At 40.6% G+C, this 26,530-nt stretch carries 23 protein-coding genes; 20 read left to right on the top strand and 3 right to left on the bottom strand.

Annotated elements, in window-relative coordinates; all coding sequences use genetic code 11:
* Positions 1-10 precede the first annotated feature (10 nt).
* Complete coding sequence (locus AAV98_RS09280; protein WP_060665275.1) at positions 11-2,215, top strand: YhgE/Pip domain-containing protein; 2,205 nt, start codon at positions 11-13, stop codon at positions 2,213-2,215.
* Between the two features lie 168 nt (positions 2,216-2,383).
* Positions 2,384-3,394, top strand: a complete 1,011-nt coding sequence (locus AAV98_RS09275) for a LacI family DNA-binding transcriptional regulator (protein WP_060665274.1) — start codon at positions 2,384-2,386, stop codon at positions 3,392-3,394.
* Positions 3,395-3,861: 467 nt separating this feature from the next.
* On the opposite strand, the gene yhfH is transcribed toward AAV98_RS09275, so the two are convergent.
* The gene (gene yhfH, locus AAV98_RS19950) at positions 3,862-3,996 is read right to left on the bottom strand and encodes a protein YhfH (protein WP_082380846.1); all 135 of its coding nucleotides are present in this window, start codon (positions 3,994-3,996) and stop codon (positions 3,862-3,864) included.
* A 153-nt stretch (positions 3,997-4,149) separates the two neighbouring features.
* Between yhfH and AAV98_RS09270 the strand changes: the two genes are divergently transcribed.
* From AAV98_RS09270 to aceA, 9 genes are all read left to right on the top strand, one after another.
* The gene (locus AAV98_RS09270; protein ID WP_060665273.1) at positions 4,150-4,893 is read left to right on the top strand and encodes an MBL fold metallo-hydrolase; all 744 of its coding nucleotides are present in this window, start codon (positions 4,150-4,152) and stop codon (positions 4,891-4,893) included.
* Entirely contained in the window at positions 4,893-5,879 is a 987-nt protein-coding gene (locus tag AAV98_RS09265; RefSeq protein WP_060665385.1) for a lipoate--protein ligase, read from the top strand. Before AAV98_RS09270 ends, AAV98_RS09265 begins: the two co-directional genes overlap by 1 nt.
* 177 nt (positions 5,880-6,056) lie before the next feature.
* Positions 6,057-7,607, top strand: a complete 1,551-nt coding sequence (locus tag AAV98_RS09260) for a fatty acid--CoA ligase family protein (protein WP_060665384.1) — start codon at positions 6,057-6,059, stop codon at positions 7,605-7,607.
* Between the two features lie 80 nt (positions 7,608-7,687).
* On the top strand, positions 7,688-8,467 hold the full coding sequence (locus AAV98_RS09255; protein ID WP_060665272.1) for an enoyl-CoA hydratase-related protein: 780 nt from the start codon (positions 7,688-7,690) through the stop codon (positions 8,465-8,467).
* 270 nt (positions 8,468-8,737) lie between these two features.
* Positions 8,738-9,463 (top strand): AzlC family ABC transporter permease, encoded by a 726-nt coding sequence (locus tag AAV98_RS09250; RefSeq protein ID WP_060665271.1) that lies wholly within the window; start codon positions 8,738-8,740, stop codon positions 9,461-9,463.
* On the top strand, positions 9,456-9,764 hold the full coding sequence (locus AAV98_RS09245) for an AzlD domain-containing protein (RefSeq protein ID WP_060665270.1): 309 nt from the start codon (positions 9,456-9,458) through the stop codon (positions 9,762-9,764). The genes AAV98_RS09250 and AAV98_RS09245 overlap by 8 nt, the downstream gene beginning before the upstream one ends.
* A 98-nt stretch (positions 9,765-9,862) precedes the next feature.
* Positions 9,863-11,122, top strand: a complete 1,260-nt coding sequence (locus tag AAV98_RS09240; protein WP_060665269.1) for a M48 family metallopeptidase — start codon at positions 9,863-9,865, stop codon at positions 11,120-11,122.
* A gap of 976 nt (positions 11,123-12,098) precedes the next feature.
* On the top strand, positions 12,099-13,694 hold the full coding sequence (gene aceB, locus AAV98_RS09230; protein WP_060665267.1) for a malate synthase A: 1,596 nt from the start codon (positions 12,099-12,101) through the stop codon (positions 13,692-13,694).
* Between the two features lie 30 nt (positions 13,695-13,724).
* A complete protein-coding gene (gene aceA / locus AAV98_RS09225) occupies positions 13,725-15,014 on the top strand; it encodes an isocitrate lyase (RefSeq protein WP_060665266.1) in 1,290 nt (429 codons plus the stop codon).
* A gap of 58 nt (positions 15,015-15,072) precedes the next feature.
* Here aceA and AAV98_RS09220 read toward each other — a convergent pair whose 3' ends face one another.
* Complete coding sequence (locus AAV98_RS09220; protein WP_060665265.1) at positions 15,073-15,318, bottom strand: IDEAL domain-containing protein; 246 nt, start codon at positions 15,316-15,318, stop codon at positions 15,073-15,075.
* Positions 15,319-15,511: 193 nt separating this feature from the next.
* Here AAV98_RS09220 and AAV98_RS09215 point away from each other — a divergent pair, with 193 nt between their 5' ends.
* The 3 genes from AAV98_RS09215 to AAV98_RS09205 all read left to right on the top strand — a co-directional run bounded on the left by AAV98_RS09215 (position 15,512) and on the right by AAV98_RS09205 (position 17,678).
* Positions 15,512-16,072, top strand: coding sequence for a competence protein ComK (locus AAV98_RS09215; protein ID WP_060665264.1), 561 nt, complete (start codon positions 15,512-15,514; stop codon positions 16,070-16,072).
* Between the two features lie 137 nt (positions 16,073-16,209).
* Positions 16,210-16,932: a DUF421 domain-containing protein gene (locus AAV98_RS09210; RefSeq protein WP_060665383.1), complete on the top strand. Its 723-nt coding sequence runs from the start codon at positions 16,210-16,212 to the stop codon at positions 16,930-16,932.
* A gap of 23 nt (positions 16,933-16,955) precedes the next feature.
* Complete coding sequence (locus tag AAV98_RS09205) at positions 16,956-17,678, top strand: DUF421 domain-containing protein (protein WP_060665263.1); 723 nt, start codon at positions 16,956-16,958, stop codon at positions 17,676-17,678.
* On the opposite strand, the gene AAV98_RS09200 is transcribed toward AAV98_RS09205, so the two are convergent.
* Positions 17,665-18,042 (bottom strand): hypothetical protein, encoded by a 378-nt coding sequence (locus AAV98_RS09200; RefSeq protein ID WP_060665262.1) that lies wholly within the window; start codon positions 18,040-18,042, stop codon positions 17,665-17,667. The two genes, AAV98_RS09205 and AAV98_RS09200, sit on opposite strands and share 14 nt — an antisense overlap.
* A gap of 179 nt (positions 18,043-18,221) precedes the next feature.
* On the opposite strand from AAV98_RS09200, the gene AAV98_RS09195 reads away from it, so the two are divergent.
* From AAV98_RS09195 to AAV98_RS09170, 6 genes are all read left to right on the top strand, one after another.
* Positions 18,222-20,213: a S9 family peptidase gene (locus AAV98_RS09195; RefSeq protein ID WP_060665261.1), complete on the top strand. Its 1,992-nt coding sequence runs from the start codon at positions 18,222-18,224 to the stop codon at positions 20,211-20,213.
* Between the two features lie 81 nt (positions 20,214-20,294).
* On the top strand, positions 20,295-20,663 hold the full coding sequence (locus AAV98_RS09190) for a VOC family protein (RefSeq protein WP_060665260.1): 369 nt from the start codon (positions 20,295-20,297) through the stop codon (positions 20,661-20,663).
* 4 nt (positions 20,664-20,667) lie between these two features.
* A complete protein-coding gene (locus tag AAV98_RS09185; RefSeq protein WP_060665259.1) occupies positions 20,668-21,591 on the top strand; it encodes an aminoglycoside phosphotransferase family protein in 924 nt (307 codons plus the stop codon).
* Between the two features lie 89 nt (positions 21,592-21,680).
* The gene (locus AAV98_RS09180) at positions 21,681-22,286 is read left to right on the top strand and encodes a TVP38/TMEM64 family protein (protein ID WP_060665258.1); all 606 of its coding nucleotides are present in this window, start codon (positions 21,681-21,683) and stop codon (positions 22,284-22,286) included.
* Between the two features lie 112 nt (positions 22,287-22,398).
* Positions 22,399-22,923, top strand: a complete 525-nt coding sequence (gene lepB / locus AAV98_RS09175) for a signal peptidase I (protein WP_060665382.1) — start codon at positions 22,399-22,401, stop codon at positions 22,921-22,923.
* Positions 22,924-23,031: 108 nt separating this feature from the next.
* The gene (locus AAV98_RS09170) at positions 23,032-26,250 is read left to right on the top strand and encodes a BTAD domain-containing putative transcriptional regulator (protein ID WP_060665257.1); all 3,219 of its coding nucleotides are present in this window, start codon (positions 23,032-23,034) and stop codon (positions 26,248-26,250) included.
* Positions 26,251-26,530: the final 280 nt, after the last annotated feature.

Genomic DNA, 26,530 nt, shown 5'->3' with positions numbered 1-26,530 from the left:
GTAATACAAGATGAAAAGCGTACTATTTGAGTGGAAGGAATTGCTTACAAACAAAAAAATCCTGATTCCGGTTATAGCAGTATTATTAATTCCATTACTGTATAGTGGAATGTTTCTGTGGGCCTTTTGGGATCCATACGAAAAACTTGATGAACTACCGGTTGCTGTGGTCAATATGGATGAAGGTTCTGAGTATGAAGGAGAACCACTTACTATAGGAGACGACCTACAAGAAAACTTGAAAAAAAATGATGGATTCAAATGGGAGTTTGTTTCTAAGGAAGTAGCATACGAAGGGATGGATAAACAGCAGTACTATATGATTATTGAAATTCCTGATGATTTTTCAGATAGAGCAACAACGCTCTTGGATGAAAACCCTTCTTCATTGGAAATGAAATTCGTTCCAAATGAGAGCTATAATTTTTTATCTGCTCAAATTGGATCGACAGCTGTAGAGAAAATTAAAGAAGAAGTATCTAAAGAACTTACCAGTACTTATGCAGAAGCGATGTTTGCTAATCTGGAAAAGATGGCCGACGGGTACAAAGATGCAGCAGATGGTACTAATAAACTAAACAATGGCGTTCATGAGTTACAAGATGGTTCTGTTGCTTTGAAAGAAGGTTTAGAACAGGCTGTCGAAAAATCGATTGTATTCCAAGATGGAGTGGGAAAGGCCTTTGGTGCCGTAAAAGAAATCCATAAGGGAAATGAGGATCTGTCAAAAGGTTTGGGCCAATTGCATGAAGGTCAAGGGCAACTGGCCTCAGCATCCGAGCAACTCCAAACTGGAGCAGCAACGCTTAATGACGGTTTAACTAAAAGCAATGAAGGTATGTCACATTTGCAAGATGCTCAAGGAGAACTTACAAATGGAGCAGGAAACTTGGCAGAAGGTGCCGCGGAATTAAATGCTGGGACCGTAAAGCTTGAAGAAGGGGCTACACAAGCACAAGAAAAGGCAGAAAAATTGAATCAAGGAATGATTCAATTGAAAAAAGCACTTGAACCAATGATAGAGCAGGCAAGCGAAGAACAACAGGCAGAAATTAATGCTTCTTTTGAACAGTTGATTAATGGTAGTGATGAGTTTTCTAAAAGGCTGATGGCTCTTCAACAGGGAGCTTTAGAATTAAATACAGGCACTTCTTCCTTAGCGGAATATAGCAGAAAGCTTGCAGAGGGACATTCAAACTTTCAGACTGGTTTGACAGAACTGGCAAATGGAACTAACCACCTCTCAGAAGGTTCATCAGAACTTCTTAAAGGTCATATAGAATTTAACAAAGGAATAACACAGTTTGGTGAAAAATTAGGTGACGCAATTGAGGGCAGTAAAAAGCTTGCAGAAGGGTCAAGTCAGCTTTTAGCCGGTATGGAACAGTTAGACGGAGGTTCCAAACAATTTCAACAAGGTACACAAGAGCTTGCAGAAGGTTCAAATAAAATCTCCTCTGGTCTATCTGAAGTCGGTGAAGGAACAGATGAACTGGAGGAGAACTTGAAAGATGCTTCTGAGAAATCCGGGGAGGTTAAGGGGACGGACAAAACCTTTGATATGATTTCTGAGCCGGTAAAGGTAAAATCAGAAGTGGAGAACGGTGTTCCGAACTATGGAACAGGTTTTGCACCTTACTTCTTATCTCTTGGTCTTTTTGTAGGTGCACTCTTGCTTTCCATCGTATATCCAATGCGCGAGCCTGCAGGCACACCTCGTTCTGGGACAGCATGGTTTACTGGTAAAGCGGCGATTCTTGCTGCAGTAGGAATTCTACAGGCATTGCTTGCAGATGCCGTATTGATTCTAGGATTAGGTGTGGAAGTAAAGAGCATCGGATTATTTATTTTGTTCAGTATCCTTACTTCCTTTACTTTTATTGCACTAGTGCAGTTTTTGGTAACCACACTAGGGGATCCAGGTCGATTTGTTGCCATAATAATTTTGATTTTACAATTAACAACAAGTGCGGGAACATTCCCACTAGAACTAATTCCTAATGCCCTTCAACCATTCAATTTACTGTTGCCGATGACTTACTCAGTGTCAGGATTCAAGGCGGTTATTTCAAGCGGAGACTTCGCATTTATGTGGGAAAATGTGATGATATTAAGTGGATTCATGGTTATTTTGCTTACTGGTACATGGGCATATTTTGTTTATAAGTTTAAAAAGGAATACAAAATCCCTGTTGAACATTCACCGGTAAATTAATTGATTTCACTACATTGGAGGCCGCATTAATTTGCGGTCTCTTCTATTTAATTAAGCAAATTGTAAAATTTTTATTGAAAACACTTACATTTCCTTTTATACTAGTAGTTATGAAAACGATTTCAACCATTCTACTAACCTATTATCTCAGCTAAGGTGGCGAGACTCGTGGCAACAATAGAAGATGTAGCAAGATTGGCAGGGTTATCAAGAACCACTGTTTCCCGTGTCATAAATAACCACCCGTATGTATCGGAAAAGAAGCGTGTACTTGTATCAAATGCAATGAGTGAACTTGGTTATGTTCCAAATTCATCTGCAAGAAGTCTGAGAAGCCAGAAGACGGAGATGGTTGCATTACTGATACCTCGTGTGATGAATCCATTTTTCAGTGAACTGATCGAACGGATGGAAATGGCTGCAGCCGAAAACGGTTACCAGCTCATCATCTGTCAGACAAAATATTCAAAGAAAAAGGAACTTGATTATTTGAACTTGTTAAAAACGAAACAAGTGGACGGGATTATCCTTTCCTCCATACAAAATGACTGGAATGTAATAGAACCGTTTTTAGAATATGGACCGATCGTTTTGTGCAATGAGTTTGAAGAAGATGCGGATGTACCGTCTGTAAGGCTCGACCAGACATATGGCGGTTACATATCGACTAAGCACTTGTTGGAACTTGGTCATCGCAGGGTTGCCTATTGTACTGGTGGCTATAAAAGCAATGTCGCTAAAAGCAGGGAGGCAGGCTTTAAAAAAGCACTTATAGAATTCAATGTAGAATTTCGTGAAGATTTTTCTTTCCGTGATGCTTTTACTATCGAGGACGGAAGAAGGGTGTTTCAGGAAATTTTGGCTTTGGAGGAAAAACCAAGTGCTATTTTCACTGGTGGGGATGAAGTGGCGGCCGGTATTATTTCAGAGGCAAAGCGCTCGGGCTGGAAGATCCCAGAAGATCTTGCAGTTGTGGGATTTGACAATCAGGCGATTACGGAACTGGTGGAACCGACTATTACAACTGTCTATCAGCCTATTGATGAAATGGCCCGCAAAGCCTTTCAGGTCATGATGGAAAAGGTGCGTTCCAAACGTTTTCGTCACAAGGAAATTTATGAATATGATCTCGAGCTTATCGTTCGGGAATCAACGGTCAAACAAGGGGTTTACGTATAGAATAGAAAAAAGAGCACTTATGGGGATGAGTGCTCTTTTGTTATGAGAAAGTATAAGATCGGTTGATTTCCGTTCCAGGCGCTTCGCTTGCCTGCGGGCGGTCCGGGAGCCTTCTCGGCTGCGCCTGCGGGGTCTCCCCTGTCCCTTCCTCCCGCGGGCGTCTACGCGCCTTCCACTCCAATCAACAAGATGGCTTCATTCATTTAAAGGTTTATGAAAAAGCATCTAATAGAGTTAGCTTAATAGGCATAAACATAAATTTTACGCAATTTTTCAGCTGTGGATTGGAGCAAATGGCGAAGACTCCAGCGGGGGAGTAACGGTAGATTGAGACCCCGCAACGAAGTGAGGAGGCTCAAGCATCGTCCCGCGGAAAGCGCAGTCATTTGCGGAAAGGAACAGCTGTCTAAAACAAAAACCAGGGAACCCGCTATGAATCTAGCAAATTCCCTGGCTTATATTTTATATTATTTTAACTGACTGGACATACACTCATCGCAATGGTTGCCGTAGCACTCGTGCTGCTCATCCATTGTTTTTTTGCATTCAACGCATTTTTTAGGTGGTAAGGTTTTGAAAAATTCTGTACTTTTAATCAACATGTTATCACCCTCCGTTTTGTTATTTGTTGTTATTGTATTATAACAGAACTTGTCCTGTCAACAACTGTTTTAAAACAACTCCTCTAAATAGGAAAATGGGCAGGGTTATGGTAGACTTGATTTTGGAAACCAATAGAAGGGTGATGTATAGGCATGAAGCTTACCGTGGTAGGATTTTGGGGAGGCTATCCAGCTGTTAATAGTGCAACATCTGGGTATTTAGTCGAGCATAAAAATTTTAGATTATTGATTGATTGTGGAAGTGGTGTATTAGCACAGCTTCAGAATTACATAGATGTAACAGAACTTGATGCAGTAGTCTTGTCACATTACCATCATGATCATGTCGCGGATATTGGTCCTTTGCAATATGCGAGACTTATCTCATTTTATATGGGCAAATCTGTAACTCAGCTTCCTATCTACGGTCACCAGGAGGACTTACAAGGGTTTTCGTCACTGCATCATAAAGAATACACAAAAGGAATTGCATATGATCCGTCTACTCCATTACAGGTAGGGCCATTCACCATTGAGTTCTTGAAAACGACTCATCCTGTTCCGTGTTTTGCCATGAAGGTATCCACAGACGAAGGTTCGTTTGTGTACACGGCAGATACAAGCTATCAGGAATCATTCATCCCCTTTACACAAGGGACAGACTTATTGATTTGTGAATGTAATCTGTACGCTCACCAAGATGGTAAAGATGCAGGACATATGAACAGCCATGATGCTGCAAAGGTTGCGCAAGGTGCAGAAGTGCCACAATTGTTGCTCACACATCTACCTCATTTCGGTAAAGTGGAGCAGTTGGTGGAAGAGGCTGAAACGATCTACCATGGAAAAATTGATTTAGCACATATAGGATATGGTTGGGAGAGTGGCAAGAAATGATGCTTTTTATTGATAATAAAGGAATTACTGATCCAAGAATCAATTTGGCAATTGAAGAATATGCACTTAAAAATTTGGAAATTGAAGATACCTACTTACTCTTTTACATCAATGAGCCTTCCATTATCATCGGGAAAAATCAGAACAGTGTTGAAGAAATTAATACAAAGTATGTGGAGGATAATGGCATTCATGTGGTACGTAGATTATCCGGAGGTGGAGCGGTTTATCATGATCATGGAAACTTGAATTTTAGTTTTATCACCAAAGATGATGGCGAAAGCTTCCATAACTTCAAAAAGTTCACGGCACCAGTTGTGGAAGCATTGAAAAGCCTTGGAGTGGAAGCAGAAATGAGCGGGAGAAATGATATTCTTGCCGAAGGACGAAAGATCTCCGGAAACGCTCAGTTCTCAACAAAAGGCCGTATGTTCAGCCATGGCACGCTTCTGTTTGATTCTGAAATTGAGCATGTCGTTTCCGCGCTGAACGTGAAGAAGGATAAAATTGAATCCAAAGGCATAAAATCAATTCGCAGCCGTGTGGCAAATATTAAAGAGTTCCTAAAGGAAGATGTTACGATTGAACAGTTCCGCCAACTTCTATTAGAGGCAATCTTTAAATCAAAGGATATTCCTACGTACGAACTAACAGAGGAAGACTGGCAGAACATTCAGGAGCTCTCCAAAGAACGTTACCAAAACTGGGATTGGAACTACGGAAAGTCACCGAAGTTTAATCTCCAGCATTCACACCGTTATCCAGTGGGGCAAATTGATGTGCGTCTAGATGTAACAAAAGGAAAAATAGAAACCTGCAAAATTTATGGTGATTTCTTTGGTGTAGGAGATGTATCAGAAGTGGAAAACCTTTTGTCTGGTGTGAAGTATGAGAAAGCCGAAATTTCACAAGCTCTAGAAGGAATAGATGTGAAACATTATTTTGGAAATATTACCAGAGATGAATTAATAGATCTAATATATTAATTTTAAGAGCAAGGGGCAGGAATTCCCTGCTCTTTTTTTATACTAAAATATTTTATCTGAAAATTTTAATTTTATCGACATAATTTAATGACAGATATCTAGCAATCTACTATAATGGATAATGGGAGATTTATGAATGGTCATTCATTCAATTTACTCGAAGGGGAGATGAAACACTTGAATATTTCATCGCAGTTGGCACAAACCGCAAAAACAAATCCAATGAAAGAAGCGTATATTTTTGAAGGGGATTCCAAAACTTACGCAGAGTTGAATGCTGCAATTAACGCTTTTGCAACAGGACTTGAAAAGATGGGAATCACAAAGGGGGATCATATCGGCCTTGTTGTCGGAAACTCGCCATATTTCGTCATTGGGCTTTATGGTGCGGCACGAATTGGGGCAACCGTTATTCCTATCAATCCAATCTATACTCCAGAAGAACTTTCTTACATCCTTAGAGATGGCGATGTCAAAGCCATCATCACCCTAGACCTTCTTGTTCCACTATTTGAAAAGCTTCATGGTCACCTGCCTTTAACGGAGCATTACATCATTTGCGAAACACCTGACGGCAAAGAAAAAGCGAAAGATTTTCCGCTTGAGCAACTATCGGTTTATCCAAAATTGAAATCGTTTACAACTATTATGGCATCTGGAAGCTTTACATATGAGGGTCCGGAGCTGAAGGATGACGATGTGGCTGTAATCCTTTATACATCCGGAACAACAGGTAAACCGAAAGGAGCAATGCTGACGCATAAGAACTTGTATCGAAATGCAAAGGATTCTGCCGATTTTCTAAAGATGAACGAATCGGACAAGGTTGTAGCAACGCTTCCAATGTTTCATGTATTCTGTTTGACAGTAGCTTTAAATGCACCATTGATGAATGGCGCGACAGTCATCATTGTTCCAAGGTTCAGCCCTCAGGTGATTTTTGATGTGGTAAAAGACTATGAGGCGACTGTTTTTGCAGGTGTTCCAACCATGTACAATTTCCTTTTGCAATCACAAGGCGATGTAGAAGATGTAAAATCGTTGAGACTTTGCATTTCTGGTGGAGCTTCCATGCCTGTGGCTCTGTTAAAGAATTTTGAAAAGAAATACAATGTTATCATTTCCGAAGGTTACGGATTATCAGAGGCATCACCTGTTACCTGTTTTAATCCATTAGATAAGCCTCGAAAAGCTGGTTCTATAGGGACTACGATTGTAAATGTGGAAAATAAAGTCGTGAATGAACTAGGAGAAGAAGTGGCACCTAATGAAGTGGGAGAACTTGTTGTAAGGGGGCCGAATGTCATGTCAGGCTATTATAAGATGCCAGAAGAAACGTCCGTTGCAATCCGTGACGGCTGGCTATATACAGGCGATCTAGCAAAGATGGACGAAGACGGTTACTTCTATATCGTTGACCGTAAAAAAGACATGATTATTGTAGGAGGCTATAATGTATACCCTCGTGAAGTGGAAGAAGTTCTTTACAGTCACGAAAATGTGGTAGAAGTAGCAGTTGTCGGGGTGCCTGACCCTCAGTTCGGTGAAGCGATAAAGTGTTTTGTCGTAACCAATGCTTACCTGAATGAATCAGACTTACTTGGCTATTGTGCGGAGCGCTTGGCGAAATATAAGGTCCCTTCTTCCATTGAGTTCTTAGAAGAGCTTCCGAAGAATACAACCGGAAAAATCTTAAGAAGAGCATTAAAAGAAAAGCTGGGTGTTTAAAGGATTTACGCTCTCTTTAGAGAATGTATAAAATAGCGAAATTTGTAACCGCTAACAATCTTGGAGGGAGACGGAGAGATTTGAATTATATTGCAGTAGAAATAAAAGATTATATAGCAACTGTAACGCTCAATCGCCCTGATGCGATGAACGCGTTTAATTATGATATGTTAGTAGAATTAGGAAATGTAGCGGAGGAGCTACGCACAAATGGTGACGTCCGTGTTGTAGTGATTACAGCGGCAGGGGAAAAGGCATTTAGTGTTGGAGCAGACCTCAAGGAAAGAAGAGGCCTTACCGAGCAGCAAGTTAGACGCAATGTTTACAAGATCGGGGATGTGTTCAACCGCATCGCTGACTTGCCGCAGCCGACAATCGCAGCTATAAATGGGTATGCGTTCGGTGGCGGGATGGAGCTCCTTCTTGCTTGTGATTTTCGAGTGACGTGCAAAGATGTGAAAATGGGCCTGACGGAAACAAGCTTGGCGATTATTCCTGGAGCAGGTGGTACCCAGCGCCTGCCGCGTATTATTGGTGAAGCAAAGGCGATGGAATTAATTCTGACAGCTCGCCGATTTACTGGAGAAGAGGCATATAGTTTTGGTTTGATTACAAGGTTAGTAGACGAAGGTTTTATGGTGCTTAATAGTGCCATGGAGCTTGCCAGTGAGATGCTCAAAAACGGTCCGGTGGCACTTCAACAAGCCAAATTTGCCATTCGTCAAGGTATGGGAGTTGATATGCAGACAGGCTTGCAGATTGAGCGTAAAGCATATGAAGTGATTATACCGACGGAAGACCGAATAGAGGCGCTTGTTGCGTTTAGTGAAAAGCGGGCACCGGAGTTTAAGGGGAAATAAAATTTATGTGGGACTCTCTCTTCTTTAGGAAGGGGGAGTTTTTTTGTGTGACAAACTGAATGGTTGACGTATGAAACACGAAAAGGGAGCAGGAGAAATAAGTGTGTCAAAGAATCTGTAAGTAACACAAAAAGTGGCAAGCGGGAAAAAAGCCTCTTTCACTATTGTAAAACGATAAGTATCTCGCTTTTCGAAATACTCTTTACATATCCAGTAAACTACTAGTATATTAATAAATAATTCAATTTACTAGTATAGGAGAAATGCACAGTGGCAACTACCATCGCAGCAAGAAAACCTTCTTCTTTTAGAAACGGCTTGCAAGCTGGAGTCAGCATCGCAATCGGCTACATACCAATCGCCATTACATTTGGACTTTTGGCAAAATCAGCAGGCTTAACGGTCTCTGAAACGGTGCTGATGAGCTTACTCGTCTTTGCCGGAGCAGCACAATATATGTCTTTGAATATGATTGTACTCGGATCTGGTGTATTTGAAATTGTTATGACGACTTTTATTCTGAACATACGTCACTTTTTGATGAGCGCTTCCTTGAACGAAAAAGTGGAAGAGAATAGTCTCTGGAAGAAATCACTTTTCTCATTTGGCATAACCGATGAAACATTTTCGGTCTCTGCTACCAAAGAAGGAACCATTCAAACAGGATATATGTTCGGTGTAATCTTAATCGCCTATTCCAGTTGGGTGGTAAGCTCGGGGATCGGGCATGTCATCGGCAGCAGTTTGCCCTCATCGCTTCAGGAGAGCATGGCGGTTGCCCTTTATGCCATGTTTGTCGGCTTGTTGATGCCTTCCTTAAAGAAACACCGAAAAGTGGTTGTGCTCGCCGGGGCTGCCGCTATCCTTAATACTCTATTTTCGTTGGTACTTGGGATTGCCGCCGGATGGTCCATTGTTCTTGCGACTATCACTAGTGCTGTTGGGATAGAAATTTTATTCGCTAAATGGTCAAAGGAGGGGAAAGTGGATGAATAGTATGATTATCATAATGATTGTCGGCATGGCTGTCGTCACCTACCTTCCGCGTTTGATACCGTTTGTGATGTTCCAAGGCAAGGAGCTGCCGCCATTCGTACAGGCAGTATTGAAAAATGTTCCCTATGCGACACTTGGAGCGCTTATTGTTCCCGGGATTTTCTTAATAAATGAAGATATCATGTATGGATTTATCGGTGCAGCCGTGGCATTACTGGTCGCTTACCTAGGAGCAAACGTCATTTTGGTTGTTATTAGCTCTATTGCAGCATTGAGTGTGTATTCCTGGCTTGTCAGTTAAAAATGAAACGAGTAGGCTTTTCTTTCTAATAGCCTGCTTATTTTTTATATTGTGGCATAGAATAAAACAGGGATATCAGGACAAGGGGTTGTGATAAAGTGAAAAAAACAGTCTCTCTAACGTTGATTAGTTACGTTCTCTATTCTTTAGCGGTGACTTTCTACATATGGGTTGGAGCGGATACTTCCCTTCCAACTGAATTAGTGGGAACAAAAGCGGACCCAGCAACCTTTCTAAGTAGCAAGGAACTGTTACTCACCGAAGAGTTTTCTAAAATACGTAATACCATCTACTTTCTGACGCTTCCAGTGGAATGGATCTTCTATTTCCTTCTTCTTGTTTTAGGTGGGGCAAGTGCCATTCAAGGATGGGCGGAGAAAGTCACAAAATATAAATCGCTACAGACAGGAATCTATCTTTTTTGGCTAACCTTATTCAGCACGGTCATTCATTATCCACTAAGCTACCTTCGTTACTTTCTATCTAAGGATTATGGCATTACAGTTCAGCCTTACTCCGGCTGGATGCGTGATCAGGTTGTCGGATTTTGGGAAGGAATGCTGATTATGTGGATAGTGGTTCTTCTTCTCTATCTGCTTATCCGTAAGTTTTCGAAGTGGTGGTGGGCGATTGCTTGGGGATGCTTCATTCCACTTGTATTTTTTATGATGTATATCCAACCTGTTGTCATAGACCCTTTATATAATGATTTTACCGAGCTCCAAGATAAAGAATTAGAAGATAAAATCCTTGAACTGGCAGCCGAAGCGGACATTCCTGCCGACAGAGTTTATGAAGTGAATATGGCTGAAAAAACGAATAGCATGAATGCTTATGTAACAGGTGTCGGGGGTAACTCCCGTATTGTGCTGTGGGATACGCTCTTGACTCGACTTCAGGAAGAAGAAATTCTGTTTATCATGGCGCATGAAATGGGACACTATGACATGAATCATATTGTAATCGGCATTACTGGATACATCGTCTTTTCTTTCTTTGCTTTTTACTTGATCTATTGGACAGCAAGTAGGCTTATAAAGAAATTCGGTAAGAGATGGAAAATCAACAGCTTAAACCAACTTGCCTCGCTCCCGTTATTGCTATTGCTGGTGTCTTTGTTGCTTTTCCTTGCGAGTCCTGTAACAAATGCAATATCACGATATCAGGAGCACAGGGCAGACGTATATGCCATTGAACTGACCGGAAATACAGAACCTGCTATAGAGGCTTTTCAGGAAATTACAAGGTCTAGTTTAAGTGAAGTGAATCCTCCATCTGTAGTGAAATTTTTTCGATATACCCACCCTCCAATGGTGGACAGAATCGCTTATCTGGAGCGATATGTAAAGGCAGAGTAAGCAACGTGAAAGAGTGCGTTGCTTGCTTTTTTTTGTAGGAAGCAATTGTATAATACAGGTGATTTCCGTTCCAGTTTGCATAGCTTGCCAGCGGGCGATCCGTGAGCCTTCTCACGCCTTTGGAAGTCATGTAATAAGTCCTTGATTTTAGGTATTGTTTAGACACCGCTGGTGATTTCCGCAAATGGCTTCGCTTTCCTAGGGGCACTGCTGGAGCCTCCTCGGCTACGCCTGCGGGGTCTCCACCTAGCGCTATCTCCCTCAGGACAAGGAAGGCTTCGGAAGCGATTCATCGCACGAAGAAAATGCGTAGCATTTTCGAGGAGTCTTCGCCTTTTGCTCCAATCACCAGCTAGGAATTAATAAAAATTTTATTTTATCAGTTTTTCAGTGGCTCGCTACGCCTGAGGGGTCTCCACCTAGCGCTATCTCTCTCAGGACAAGGAAGGCTTCGGCAGCGTTTCATCGCACGAAGAAAATGCGTAGCATTTTCGAGGAGTCTTCGCCTTTTGCTCCAATCACCAGCTAGGAATCAATAAAAACTTTACTTTATCAGTTTTTCAGGGGCATATCTTGCTTGCGCGCCTTCCACTTCATTCAACAAGGTGACTCCCTTAAACTAAGGTTAAAAAAGCCTCAAAAAAACATTATTCTTTTGTTCTTTTTATTTCTAGCTGTGTATTGGAGCAAATGGCGGAGACTCCTACGGGGAAGTAGCGGCAATGTTGAGACCCCGCAGCGAAGCGAGGAGGCTCAAGGCCGCCCCGTGGAAAGCGCAGCTATTTGCGGAAAGGAACAGCGGCTTTCTTAAATTTTATTAGACCGGGTTGTTCATGCCCGTTTTTTTTATTTTTTCCCGTGTCGAAAAATATTTACCAATAAATTTTTAAAAAAGTCTTTTTATTACGAACACTCTGTTATATAATACAATACAAATATACTAACTGTTTCATAACAAGAGAGGAGCAAGTATATCGTGAATACCGGTACAACAGGCATCAGCATTACAGGTCCAATGAAAAACGGCTTTGAAACTGTACTAACACAGGAAGCATTATCTTTCCTCGAGAAGCTCCATCACAATTTTAATGAGCGCAGAAGAGAACTGTTAGCAGTAAGAAAAGAAAGGCAAGCAAGGATTGATCAGGGAGAACCATTAAACTTTCTTGATAGCACGAAAAGTATCCGAACAAGTAACTGGAAAGTGAATGACATTCCGAAAGACCTACAAGACAGAAGAGTGGAAATAACAGGTCCGGTTGATCGTAAGATGATTATTCATGCCTTAAACTCAGGAGCAAAAGTGTTCATGGCGGACTTTGAGGATGCCTCTTCTCCAACATGGAACAACATGATAGAGGGGCAGATCAATCTACGAGATGCAAACTTGCGCAAAATTGACTTTACCGCTTCAAACGGAAAAGAGTACAAATTGAATAAAGAAATCGCTACCCTTCTTGTTAGACCAAGAGGATGGCACTTGGAGGAAAAACGTATCCAAATAAATAACGAATCTGTATCTGGTAGTCTTTTTGATTTTGGATTGTATTTCTTTCATAACGTCAAGGTTCTGCAGGAAAATGGAAGCGCTCCATATTTTTATCTTCCTAAGCTTGAAAGTCATCAAGAGGCAAGATTGTGGAATGATGTGTTTGTATTTGCTCAGCAAGAATTGGGAATTGAACAAGGGACTATTAAAGCAACCGTATTAATAGAAACCATTACGGCAGCCTTTGAAATGGATGAAATATTATATGAGCTGAAAGAGCATGCTGCTGGACTGAATTGTGGAAGATGGGATTATATCTTCAGTTTCATAAAGAAATTTAGAAATGATCCGACCTTCTTGTTGCCTGACAGAAGCCAAGTGACAATGGCAGTTCCTTTCATGAGAGCCTACACACAATTGGTGATTCAGACTTGCCATAAACGAGGTGCCTTCGCAATCGGTGGGATGGCAGCACAAATACCGGTGAAAAATGATGAGGAAGCGAATGCTCAAGCATTCCAAAAAGTAAGAGAAGATAAACTTCGTGAAGTAAAAGATGGCCATGATGGAACGTGGGTGGCACATCCTTCATTGGTTCCGGTGGCATTAGAAGTATTTAATGAGCACATGAAAGGTCAGAATCAGTTGCACATAAAAAGGGAAGACGTCAAGGCAGACCCAGGTGCACTCGTTCAAATTCCTGAAGGTACGATAACGGCAGATGGTTTTCGTAAAAACATTCATGTCGGAATGGAGTACATCGCAGCATGGTTGGATGGAAACGGTGCTGTGCCAATTTTTCACCTGATGGAAGATGCAGCTACAGCAGAAATCTCGAGGTCCCAAGTATGGCAATGGGTTAGACATCCAAAAGCAGAACTAGAAGATGGAACGAAAATTACATTAGAGTTGGTCAAACAACTAATTGAGGAAGAAAAACAAGCCATCATAGAAAAAGTAGGTTCTGATCGGTTTTCATCTGGGAAACTTGATCAGGCAGCCACTCTTTTTGAAAACTTAATCAAAGATGATGAATTTGCCGAATTTTTAACACTTCCAGCTTACAAATTATTGGAAGATTAATAGATACCTAAATTAAGGGAGGAATTAGTAATGAGAAGAGAAGAAAGAATTGCACAGTTAGAAGAAAGCTGGGAACTAGAACAACGTTGGAATGGGGTTGAAAGACCATATTCAGCAGAAGAAGTGCTGCGTCTTAGAGGTTCCATTGATATTGAACATACATTGGCAAAAAGAGGATCACAAAAACTTTGGGATCTTCTTCATACACAGGACTATGTGCATGCACTTGGGGCTTTAACAGGAAATCAGGCCATTCAGCAAGTAAAAGCGGGTTTGAAAGCCATTTATTTAAGCGGCTGGCAAGTTGCTGCAGATGCCAACCTATCCGGTCATATGTACCCTGACCAAAGTCTCTATCCGGCAAATAGTGTGCCACATGTTGTTAAACGAATCAATCAAGCATTGCAGCGTGCAGATCAAATCCAATACCTAGAAGGAAGCGAAGAGGTGGATTACTTTGCACCAATCGTTGCAGATGCGGAGGCGGGCTTTGGTGGTCAGTTGAATGTGTTTGAGTTGATGAAAGGCATGATTGAGTCCGGTGCGTCTGGCGTTCACTTTGAAGACCAATTGTCTTCTGAGAAAAAGTGCGGACATCTTGGAGGGAAAGTATTATTGCCAACCCAAACGGCTGTGAAAAATCTTATCTCAGCACGTCTCGCAGCAGACGTAATGGGTGTGCCGACAGTTTTGATTGCAAGAACCGATGCGGACGCGGCAGATCTTATTACAAGTGATATTGATGAGAACGACCAAGCATTTTTAACTGGCGAGCGAACGGCTGAAGGATTCTATCGCACAAAAGCCGGAATTGAACAAGCAATTGCTCGTGGTCTTGCATATGCACCTTACGCTGATCTGATTTGGTGTGAGACTTCCGAACCTAACTTGGAGCAGGCAAGAGCTTTTGCGGAAGCCATTCATGAAAAGTTTCCCGGAAAACTGTTAGCATATAACTGTTCACCATCTTTCAACTGGAAAGCAAAGTTGGATGATGCAACCATTGAAACATTCCAGCAGCAGATTGCCCAGTTCGGCTATAAGTTCCAGTTTGTGACCCTAGCCGGATTCCATGCCTTGAACCACGGAATGTTTGAGCTTGCAAGAGGTTATCGTGATCGTGGGATGGGAGCATATTCCGAGTTGCAACAAGCGGAGTTTGAAAGTGAGCAGTATGGCTATACAGCGACTCGTCATCAACGTGAAGTTGGTACTGGTTATTTTGATGAAGTGGCAAAGCTCGTATCCGGTGGAACATCGTCTACCACTGCACTGAGCGGCTCAACAGAAGAAGCGCAGTTCTATCAAGGGAAAAAATAAGAAAAAGAAATAGAGAAGAGCGCTAACGCTCTTCTCTTATTTTGGGGTATATTTCCTTTTATGCGGAAACGCCCCAATCATTTAGAAATTTTTTATATTTAGTGGAAAGTAGTTGGAACAGGGAAGGGTCATTGGCATCCAGGGCACTGTCAATTTTCTCTTGCAGAAGGTTTTTGTGGTAGTGGAATAAAGACTCATCAATAATCATCTGAACATACACATTCATCATATAGGCTTCAACGGACACTTTCTTGTTCATCTTTTTCGCTTTCATCAATTCCGTATAAGACTTCTCATTCTTCATGAGTTCCTCACCTCGAGCCTTTTTAATAGTATATTGAGGAAAGTTAGAAAAATCAACAAATTTTTAAAATATTTAAAATATTTTAAAAACCTTTACACTGATTGGGTTTTCTGGGAAAATATACATAAATAGTCAAATAACTAGTTCTATTGTCACGAGATGACAGAGAACATGGATGGAAAGGATGAACATAATGAAGAATAATGTCGATATGTCGTGTGATTATGAAATTAATGGCTTTACTATGGCAATCATTCCCTTTGAAATGGAGGGCAACCTTTATTCAAAGGTGCTTGAAGAAGAGGGAGAAATCTATGTTTCATTGCCTCCCATAAAAATTATAGAAGACAGCTGCAACTTTTACGGATCCAGCTTTGAAGGACGAAAACAAGGTACCAAGGGTATCTCCGGCTATACTCACAAACCCCCAATTGTCATCGATCCGATGAATGACATTTTCTTTTTCCCCACTGCATCACCTACAAATGATAACTGCATATGGATTTCACTACATTACGCATATGAATATAAACATAGTCCCACTGGGAATACACAAGTTATGTTTCCAAACAACATCATGGTGGAATTTCCGATATCAAAAACTTCTTATGAAGCACAAGTCCATCGTACGTCTCTTTTTAGGGCAAAGCTTCAGCAACGAGTGAACAGGAAAAGGAGTAACCCAAACCGCAGCCTTGTCGCTACCCCGGGGATTATGTACAAATTGAGAAACAGTAAGGACTTACAAAGTTAAGACAAGATTAACAGGAGAATAGTCCTTCCTTTACTTACAGTCTTTCGTAAAAGAAAGGCTTCTTTTTTGGAGTAAGAATGCATAACCTTCTCTTTTTGAATAAGGCTAAGAAAAAGGATGGAGGGACGATTCACTTTATGGAACTAATACTTGATCTATCAAAGGTGATTTTTCGCATTATTACCATTTTGCCATTGATGCTAGTCGTAACCTTATTTATGGGAAAGCGTTCTGTTGGTGAACTTCCGGTTTTTGATTTTCTTGTCATCTTAACACTGGGTTCGGTGGTCGGTGCAGATATTGCTGAACCTACTATCCATCATCTTCCTACTGTAGGAGCTATCGTTGCAATTGCACTCTTACAAAAGTTCATTGCTTGGTTAAAAATAAAGAACCATAAAGTTGGAAGGCTTCTTTCTTTTGAGCCCACTCTTGTGATATATGAAGGTCAATTCCATATAAAAAATATGCGAAAGATCAGTTACTCTATTGATAATATCCTGCAAATGTTAAGGGAAAAGAATGTTTTCCAATTGCAGGATGTCCATTTTGCTTTAATTGAAGCAAACGGAGAGTTATCAGTGAAATTAAAGCCAGAAAAAGAACCATTGAAAATGAAAGATGTGCAGGTTACTTTCCCAAAACCTTCCCTCGAATACACCGTTATCATGGATGGTAGAATACAGCCAAAAGCATTGGAATATCTAGAATTAGATGAAGCATGGTTACAAAAGGAGCTACTGAAAAAAAATATTGTTAATATCCAAGATGTATTTTATGCGGCACTAAATGAAGATAATATCCTGCATGTCACCTTAAAAACCCCCGGTTACACACAAAGTGTACCAATTTTTCATTAAGGCAAGCTAGGAGGGCGATTAAAGTGGAATTATTCATAGACTTCTTAAAGGTGCTGGGAAGAATCATCACGATTCTGCCGCTCATGTTAATTGTAACTTTATTTATGGGAAAACGGTCCATTGGAGAGCTTCCCGTGTTTGATTTCATTGTTATCATCACACTTGGAGCGGTAGTTGGAGCAGATATTGCAGACCCAAGCATCCAGCATTTTCCTACTGCAGGTGCAATTATCGCTATAGGTCTGCTGCAGAAAATAATAGCGTGGTTAAAGATAAAAAATCATAGGCTTGGCAGACTTTTAACGTTTGAACCGACATTAGTCATATATGAAGGTCAATTTCACATTAAGAATATGCGTAAAATAAGTTACTCGATTGATAATGTCCTGCAAATGTTAAGGGAAAAAGATGTTTTTAAAGTGGAAGACGTTCACTTTGCATTAATTGAAGCAAATGGAAACCTATCCGTTAAAATGAAGCCCCAAAAAGAGGTGGCAAAGGTGGAAGATGTTCGCTCTGGTGGTTACGAAAACTCCATGGATTTTCCAGTTATAATGGACGGTCGAATTTATAAGGAAACTTTGGCATACAAAGGATTAAACGAGGCTTGGCTTCGAGAAGAACTGTTAAAACAGAAAGTAACTAGTGTTGAAGATGTTTTTTATGCTTCTGTAAATGAACATCATGAGTTAAATGTTACTTTACGCAATCCATTGCAAGAACCATTCATACCTATTTTTCATTAGTTATCGATTCTTCCGTTTTCAAGATATATTGCATCAAAAGTTCATTTACTTTATTCCTGATTCTAGGGTTGAAATAGTTATGGTGCTCTTCATATCCATTAAACAGAAAGGCATACATGGTGAAGGATTCATCCTGCTTTAATTTGTGGAGTTTCATGTGTTGCTGCTTCATGTCCGCTTTTATTTGCTTAAGTTGAAGCTGAATTTTGCGCATGACTTGATCAATAAGAGTAAGATAGGGTTCTTTTAGTTTAATTCCGCTGTCCTTAATAACGCTTGTATCTCTTTCTAAAACAATCAATAACAAAGGAAGATATATCGCCTGTTCAAACAGGTTTATTTGTTCTTTTGATAATCTTGTCATTTCATCTTCCTCCTAAAATAAAGAACGTTTGTTCGTATTTATTTTATACCAAAAACCAAAAAATATGCAAGTGCCTTTTTAAAACTGTAATTTAAAGTTTTTTTCAAATTTCTTAAAGGGGAATTATTTCATTTGTCGAAATAAGTAGAATGGAGAATTTACATAAGGGAGAGATTTCAATGACAAAGAGAAAAATAGAGTCTGAAGACTTGTTTCGGCTAACATCTATTACCGATCCTCAATGGGATAAACATTCCCGCAAATATGCGTTTGTACAGACTACAGTTCACGAGGAAGATAATGAATACCGCTCCTCCATTTTCGTTGGGGATTTAGATGGGAAAGCGGTACCATTTACATCTGGAAAAGGAAGAGCAACAAGCCCTAGGTGGTCTCCGGATGGAAGCAAGCTTGCTTTTGTCTCCAACCGAAATGAGAAAAGCCAACTCTATGTGATGCCGGTTAACGGCGGAGAAGCAGAGCAGGTTACCTTCTGCCAAAATGGTGCCAGAGGTCCAGTCTGGTCACCATGTGGCACGAAACTTTTGTTCAGTACTTCTGTAGAGAGCGTGGATGATTTGCATGGCAGTTCCTCTGAAAAAGCAGAAAAGAAAAAGCCAGAGCCCCTCGTAGTCGAAAAAATGCGTTATAAGTCTGATGCCAAGGGATTTTTGGACAATAAAAACGATCATCTTGCCTTACTGGATTTGAAAACAAAGGAAGTGAGCCTCCTCACAGAAGGAGATCGTGATTATGGCAGCCCTGCCTGGTCGCCTGATGGAACACAAATTGCTTTTGTAGCAAATCTTGAAGAAGATCCGGATGTTTCATTGGTCTCTGATGTTTATGTAATGGATGTTCAGTCCAAAGAAAAGAAAAAAATTACTCGTAGCAACGGTTTTTTCTCTACGATCTCCTTCTCACCAGATGGTCAGTATTTAGGTTTTTTAGGCCACGAAAAAGAGTTTCAAAGTGCTACGTTGACTCGTGTATGGGTGACCCAGCTTGCAACAGGTGAAACTCATTGCCTATCCGAAAATCTGGATGTGGAGGTAGGGGACGTTGTAGTTGGTGATTTCCATTCCGGTAATGTGAACCCTGGTCTTATGTGGACTGAAGAGAGTGAAGGCTTTTATTTCTTAATGAGTGACCAAGGTGCTACAGGAATCTACTTTGGTTCGTTGGATGGTTCTATGTATCCCATCCATCTGCCGGATGAGCACGTGTATGCGGTAAGCATGCTTACCGATACTCATGAAGCAATTGTAGGGGTAAGCAACTCTACTGAACCGGGGGAACTTTACTATCTTGACTTCCGTTCTCAGACACGTACTCCATTGACTAATGTCAATGAAGCTTGGAAAAATGAAGTAGAGGTAAGTATTGCCGAACCTATCCGCTATAAAGCACCGGATGGCTGGGATTTGCATGGTTGGATCATGAAGCCTGCTGGGTTTGAAGAAGGAAAGAAATATCCGACCATCTTGGAGGTGCATGGCGGCCCACATGCCATGTATGCCAACACATACTTCCATGAGTTCCAAACCTTAACAGCTCAAGGATTTGTCGTGTTATTTACCAATCCGCGAGGAAGTCACGGTTATGGCCAGGATTTTGTCGATGCTGTGCGCGGTGATTACGGGGGCAAGGATTATCTCGATGTCATGGCTGCAATGGATTATGCGCTTGAAACATTCGATTTTATTGATGAAAAGAATCTGGGGATTACCGGAGGAAGTTATGGAGGCTTCATGACAAACTGGGTGGTCAGTCATACCGACCGCTTCAAAGCAGCCGTGACACAACGCTCTATTTCAAACTGGCTGAGCTTTTATGGTGTCAGCGACATTGGTTACTATTTCTCTGAATGGGAAGTAAAAGGAGATATGGGTGAAAAAGTGGAGAAGCTTTGGGAGCATTCTCCAATCAAATATGTTAGCAATGTAAATACCCCACTTTTAATTCTGCACGGAGAACGAGATTACCGTTGTCCAGTTGAACAAGCAGAGCAACTTTTCATTGCATTGAAACAACAGGGTAAAACAACGAAGCTTGTTCGTTTCCCAGGTGCCAATCATGAACTCTCTAGAAGTGGAGATCCAGCACTGCGTATTCACCGACTGGAGCATATTAAGAACTGGTTTGTAGAATATTTGGAGGGTGCTAAGTAATAAAGTAGAAAGCATGCGAGGCTCTTCCTTTTGGGAGAGCTTCGTTTTTACTGAAAGATAAATTAAGGAGGAGAATCATACATGATAAAAAGTCTCGATCACATTGTTCTATTTTGCAAAGATACGGAAAGCTCCAAGGAATGGTACACGAATGCAGGGTTCCAATACTCACACGGCTATGAAGGGATGCACTGGTTCCACCTGGGTAGCGGCTTGATTATGCTTCACCCGACAGACGAAACAAATCCAGGCATTACCGAGGTACATGCCGCAGTCCAAAATGTGAAGGAACTATTCCGCTTTGTTCAAGAAAACGGACTCACACCAATAGACCATCAAAATGGTAATAATACACTAACGGAGCCGGTAATTCGTCCATGGGGAGACATCCAGTTTGAGTTGGCCGATCCAGATGGTCATCGATGGGCATTTACCCAGCGAGAGGAATAGGAACATGGTGAATCTCCCACCAAAATATATGCAGACAATCAGAAACATCCATCAAGAAAAGGGGGAAGAGTGGTTACAGAACTTTGACTCCTTAATACATTACTGTGAGAAGAAGTGGAGTCTGAAGATTCTTCCTCCCTTTGAGCTTTCATATAATTTTGTGGCTCCTGCCAAGAAACAAGGTGGGGGCCAGGTTGTCCTGAAACTCTCTGTTCCAAGCAAGGAATTTTATTCTGAAGTGGACGCGTTAAGGTATTTTGCTGGTGAAGGCATAGTTCGGATTATAGACATGGAAATAGATCGTGGAATATTGATTATAGAACAACTTACTCCAGGCGATACGCTTGCCACATTGGGAGATGACATAGAAGCAACCAAGATTGCTGCTGGAATCATGAAATCATTGTGGGTACCAGATACATCCTATTCTAATCTTCCTCTTATTGAAGACAGAGAGCGCGGTCTCCATCATTTTTTCAACGAACATCCAGCAGGTAAAGCTCCGATTACTCGAGACATTCTGTTAAAAGCTATTCGTACGTTTCGAAGCTTGCTCGATGAAAAAAATAAAAGATATATCCTGCATGGAGACCTGCACCATTACAATATTTTAAAGGCAGAATCATCATGGATAGCCATCGACCCTAAAGGTTTGGTCGGAGAACGTGAATATGATACGATTCAATTTCTTTTAAACAATCTTCCAGATGATCAAAATTTAGAGGCAATTCTATCAAAAAGAATAGCCGTTCTGGTGGATAAATTGAAACTGAATGAAAGAAGAATTTTTGCATGGGGGTTTGCACATTCTGTACTTTCTATCTGCTGGTCATTGGAGGATGGAGAAGAATTTAGTGAGGCATTTTATAAAAGCATATTTGTGTTTGAGAAATTACATAATGAAAAGTTTGGCTGTTTAACAGAGTAAAATTTGAAAATGAGGTTATTTAATGGGACATTAAAGGAATAATTAGTACAATAGAGAAAGATGACTAGCAGAGAAGTGGAGATAGTGTAATGGAATTTATTGATTATATGAAAGAATTACTGACAATGGAGAATCTACTGGAGATATTGGAGGAGTATCAATCGTTTGGACCGCTGCCTGGTTTCCTGTTTGTGGTGCTCGAAGCTTTTCTTCCTTTTCTCCCATTGATTGTAATTGTCATGGCAAATGCTGCTGCTTTTGGTCTTTGGTTCGGTTTTTTAATATCTTGGACAGGGTCTGTAGTCGGAGCAGTAATTGTATACTATTTTGTTCATAAATTGAAAAGAAGCCGAAGAATACAGGCGTTGCTTAGAAAAGAAAAGATTAGAAAAATGATGTCATGGATTGAGAGACATGGCTTCGGCCCTATCTTCCTTTTGCTAAGTTTTCCTTTTACCCCATCTTTCTTAATCAACGTGGTTGCCGGTCTCTCAAAAATTAAATTTTATCAATTTTTTCTGGCGCTGGTAGCTGGTAAAATGGTGATGATTTTTACCATCAGTTATATTGGGTATGACATCATTTCCTTTATTCGCGCCCCGATAAAAACAGCTATTGCCATTACTATTATGTTAGTTTTATGGTTTATCGGTAAAAAAGTAGAACTTCGTCTACAACTATCAGGTGAAAAATAAACAATTGTTTGTAAAAATTCAGTATATTATGATAATATTAACGTACAAAAGACCTAGATAGAATTCCGGGGGTTATGAGTTGAAAGAAAAGATCACAAAACGTAAATCAGCAATGAAATGGTTGGTAGTCACATTCCTTTTGGTGCTTATGATTCGTGCGCTTTTCTTTTCTAATTATATTGTAGAAGGGCATTCTATGAATCCTACATTGGAGCAGGGAAATTTCCTGATGGTCAATAAAATGGTTTACTCCTTTACCAAGCCAGAACGATTTGATGTCGTTGTTTTTCAACAAGAAGATGCCGATATCCATTATGTAAAAAGAGTAATCGGGTTGCCTGGCGACCAAATTGAATACAAGCAAGATATGCTTTATGTAAATGGAGAGCTTGTGACAGAGCCTTTCATCTCTCCTGAAAATTTAAAGATATTTGGCGGAAACTTTACAGGAGATTTTTCGCTAGAAGAGTTAACGGGCGAAGAAGAAGTACCGAAAGGACATGTATTTGTAATAGGAGATAACAGATTAAACAGCTTAGACAGCAGGCATTTTGGTTTTGTAAAAATAGAGGACATCGTTGGAAAAGTCCATGTCCGTTACTGGCCGTTTAATGAATTTAATACGACTTTCAAGTAAAGAACAGCTTTTGTTAAGATTAGCTGTTCTTTTTGATGTTTTTATACTCCCCAATCATTATAATAGAAAGTAATAGATTTAAAATTCAGAAAAAAGGAGGAGAGGTAGATGCTTCCTCAAGAAACTGTAGTGCAGACTAAGATCACGATACCTACAGTCAAAGAACATGTTCTTAGAAGAGTAAAAATAGCCAGAAAAATGAAAGCGGTTACCAACTTCGGTGTCACCGTTGTTCACTCAGGTCCGGGATACGGAAAGAGCACAATTGTTGCCTCCTTCGCACCTACTTTTGATGCCCTCTCCTGTTGGTACACCGCAACGGATTTTGATGATGAATTAATCCCCTTTCTACGATATGTTGTCCACTCCATCAGAACGATTAAAAATCAATTTGGAGAAGGTATATTAAGTTATTTGAACAAGATGGACCGTTATATTCGAGAGGAGGAAATCCAGGATCTATGCTCACTGTTTATTAATGAAATAGCGCATATAGATGGATCTCTCGTTTTAATTATTGATGATTTTCACTTTGTACAGAAAAACCCTGACATCGTTACATGGTTTCATTGGTTGCTACAGCATTTCCCGAGTAATCTTCATGTCATTCTCATCACAAGGGAAAGGCCGGGTTGGGATGTTATTACGGCAATGAAGGTGAAAAATGAACTCTTAGAAATAACAGAAGAAGATCTCAAGTTTTCCAGGGAAGAGGTGGAAGTGCTCCTTGAAGATATTTATATGTTAGAAGTGGAAGATGACGATATTGAACAAATTTACTCCTTATCAGAAGGCTGGGTCATGGCGTTAGGTCTATTGAGTCAAAGGCTTGCAGAAGAAACATCCACAGTTGGCTTGGTCACAACGCAAGGGAAATTGGAAGACCTATTCAAGTACTTGGCAACGGAAGTGTTCATGAAGCAGACACCAATGATTCAGCAGTTCTTGGAACAAACCTCTATCATGGATATGCTTACAGGGGAAATGTGTGATGAGGTTTTGGGCATAAACGGGTCTAACTATATCTTGCAGTCCCTGGCAGAGCGTCATCTGTTTATAACCGTAACAGGAAAAAGCCAATACCGTTATCATGCCCTTTTTAAAGAATTTCTCGAAAGAAGATTCATAAGGCAAGAAGAACAATTCCTGCTTTTACATAAACGCTGTGCAAGATGGTATATGAAACAGCGGGACATTCTTCCGGCAATCTCACATTTTGAAAAGATAACCGATTACTCCTCTATCGGCGTTCTTATTCATGAGCATGGAATTCAATTGATGGAACAAGGACAACTTTCTTATGTCTTGGAAAAATTGCATAGAATTTCTGATGAAATAAAAGGTAGATATTATATGCTTTGGTTTATACAAGGAGAGATTCTTCGTTACCGATGTCTTTATGAGGAAGCAGAAACGGCATATAGAAATGGACTGGATGCTGCCAGAAAGTCCGGAGATATCCTTGTAATCATAAGATCTTTGAAAGGAATTGCCAAAATCTATCTTGACACTATCCAACCGATTAAAGCAGAAAGAGTCCTGTCTGAAGCGATTTTGCTAATAGAAGCATGCCCCATTGAAAAGAAGGAAGAAAATCAGTTATATGCCATCATGGCCGAGAATTTCTTGAATAAAGGGCATGCACCAAAAGCACTGCAATGGTTCGATAAGCTTGATGTTGTTTATAAACAGGAGGAGGCAGGAAACCTCGAAGCACGAATCCTCTTGCGTTCAGGAAACCTTCATAGAGCGAAAAAACTCCTTCTCCATAAGAAGAAAGATCACACAAAAGGGACACTGCAACAGTCACACCGCGAGACAGATCTCCTATTATCATTGGTGGAAGCATTTATGGGAAATGCAGACCAGGCAAAAAAATTGGCTGATGCAGGAATAAAACAAGGCATTAAGCTTCAAGCTCCTTTTGTAGAGGCTTGTGGCTGGATTCGCTTAGGTCATGCTGTTCAGCTTATGGAGATTTATGATAGTGCGCTTGCTAAGGAATGTTATCAAACTGCATTGGAAATTATGGAAGAACTGAATGTGTCAAGAGGAAAAGCAGAAGCAAATATGGGCTTATGTATATTGCACACCAATCAAGGTGCCTATGAGAAAGCAATACTTTGTGGAGAAGAGGCATTGAAAGAAACGGAAGAAGTAAAAGATAACTGGCTTTCTGGACTCATCTATCTTGCAATGAAAATAGCTAGTCTTCACCATAGAAAGTGGGATAGGGCAGAATATTACGGGATCCGTGCAAGCAGGCTTTTGCGTAACTGTGGGGATCAGTATGCAGAATTGTTGCTGTCTTTCTGGAAGGCATTCTACTACTATGAACGGCAGGAGTGGAAAGAGTTTACACAATCCATGAATGTATTTTTGAACTTCTTACAAACTGGCAACTATGAATACATACTATCTAACAGAACCACTTTTGGGCCAAACGATCTTCAACAATTCACTCCCCTTCTTATGGAAGCACAAAATAGGGAAATTCAGCCTGCATACGTTTCGTCTTTGTTGAATGAGCTTGGCTTTTCTAATATCCAGAATCATCCGGGATACACGTTAAAAATCCAAACACTTGGGAATTTTAAAGTTTGGCTCGGTCAAAAAGAGGTAGGTTCAAAAGATTGGCAGCGAGCTAAAGCAAAAGAGCTTCTGGAATTCTTTGTAACAAAAAGAAACAAGCAATTAGTTAAAGATGAAATTTTTTCAGCCCTTTGGCCAAATGCTCCTGAGAAAACGGTAACGAGAGACTTTAAAGTAGCACTAAATGCACTGAACAATGCATTGGAACCCGTGAGAAAAGCTAGAACGGAGCCTTTCTTTATTCAAAGAGAGGGGAATTCATATGGGTTGAACTCAAGCTGCGGCTATGTTCTGGATTGTAGTGAATTTGAAAGCTATGCATCAGCAGGACTAGAAGAACAGGAGCCTGCAAATGCTATAAATTATTTAGAAAAAGCATTGGCTTTATATAAGGGAGATTTCCTTCCCGACCAAAAATATGCAGACTGGTGTTTAAACGAAAGGGAGAGACTACTGGTCTACTATCTGCGGTGCAGTGAAAAGCTTGCACAGCTTTTGGTGGCAAGGAAGGAATTTGATTCCGCCATACAGTTATGTGAGAGAGTTATTGATAAGGACCCGACTTGGGAAGAAGCTTATCGCTTGCTTATGTTTTGTTATTATCACAAAAACAATCGTTCACAAGCCATGAAATGGTTTGCAAAGTGCAAACACTATTTGGAAAGTGAGCTGGGCGTAGAACCAATGTTCTCGACGAAGAAAATGTACGATATGGTGCTTGGAAAAGCCAACTAACCCCGCCTTGATGGTGGGGTTTTTTAAGATAAGAAAGAGTTTTTTAAACAGTTGATTTCCGTTTCACGCGCTTCACTTGCCTGCGGGCGGTCCGTGAGCCTCCACGGCTCTCACCTGTCCCATCCTCCCTCGGGCGTCTATGCGCCTTCCACTCCAATCAACAAAACTACTTCATTTACCTTAGAGGTTATAAAAAGGTATCTAACCAGTGTAACAGAAAGTACATAAACTCTTTCTACTAGTAATTAATAGCTGTTGATTGGAGCAAAAGGCGAAGACT

Origin of the sequence: Bacillus sp. CHD6a (assembly GCF_001293645.1) — a bacterium.
GTDB lineage: Bacteria > Bacillota > Bacilli > Bacillales > Bacillaceae_I > Sutcliffiella_A.
The sequence above is the reverse complement of the archived record's forward strand: the minus strand, read 5'-3'. Positions and strand labels throughout refer to the sequence as shown.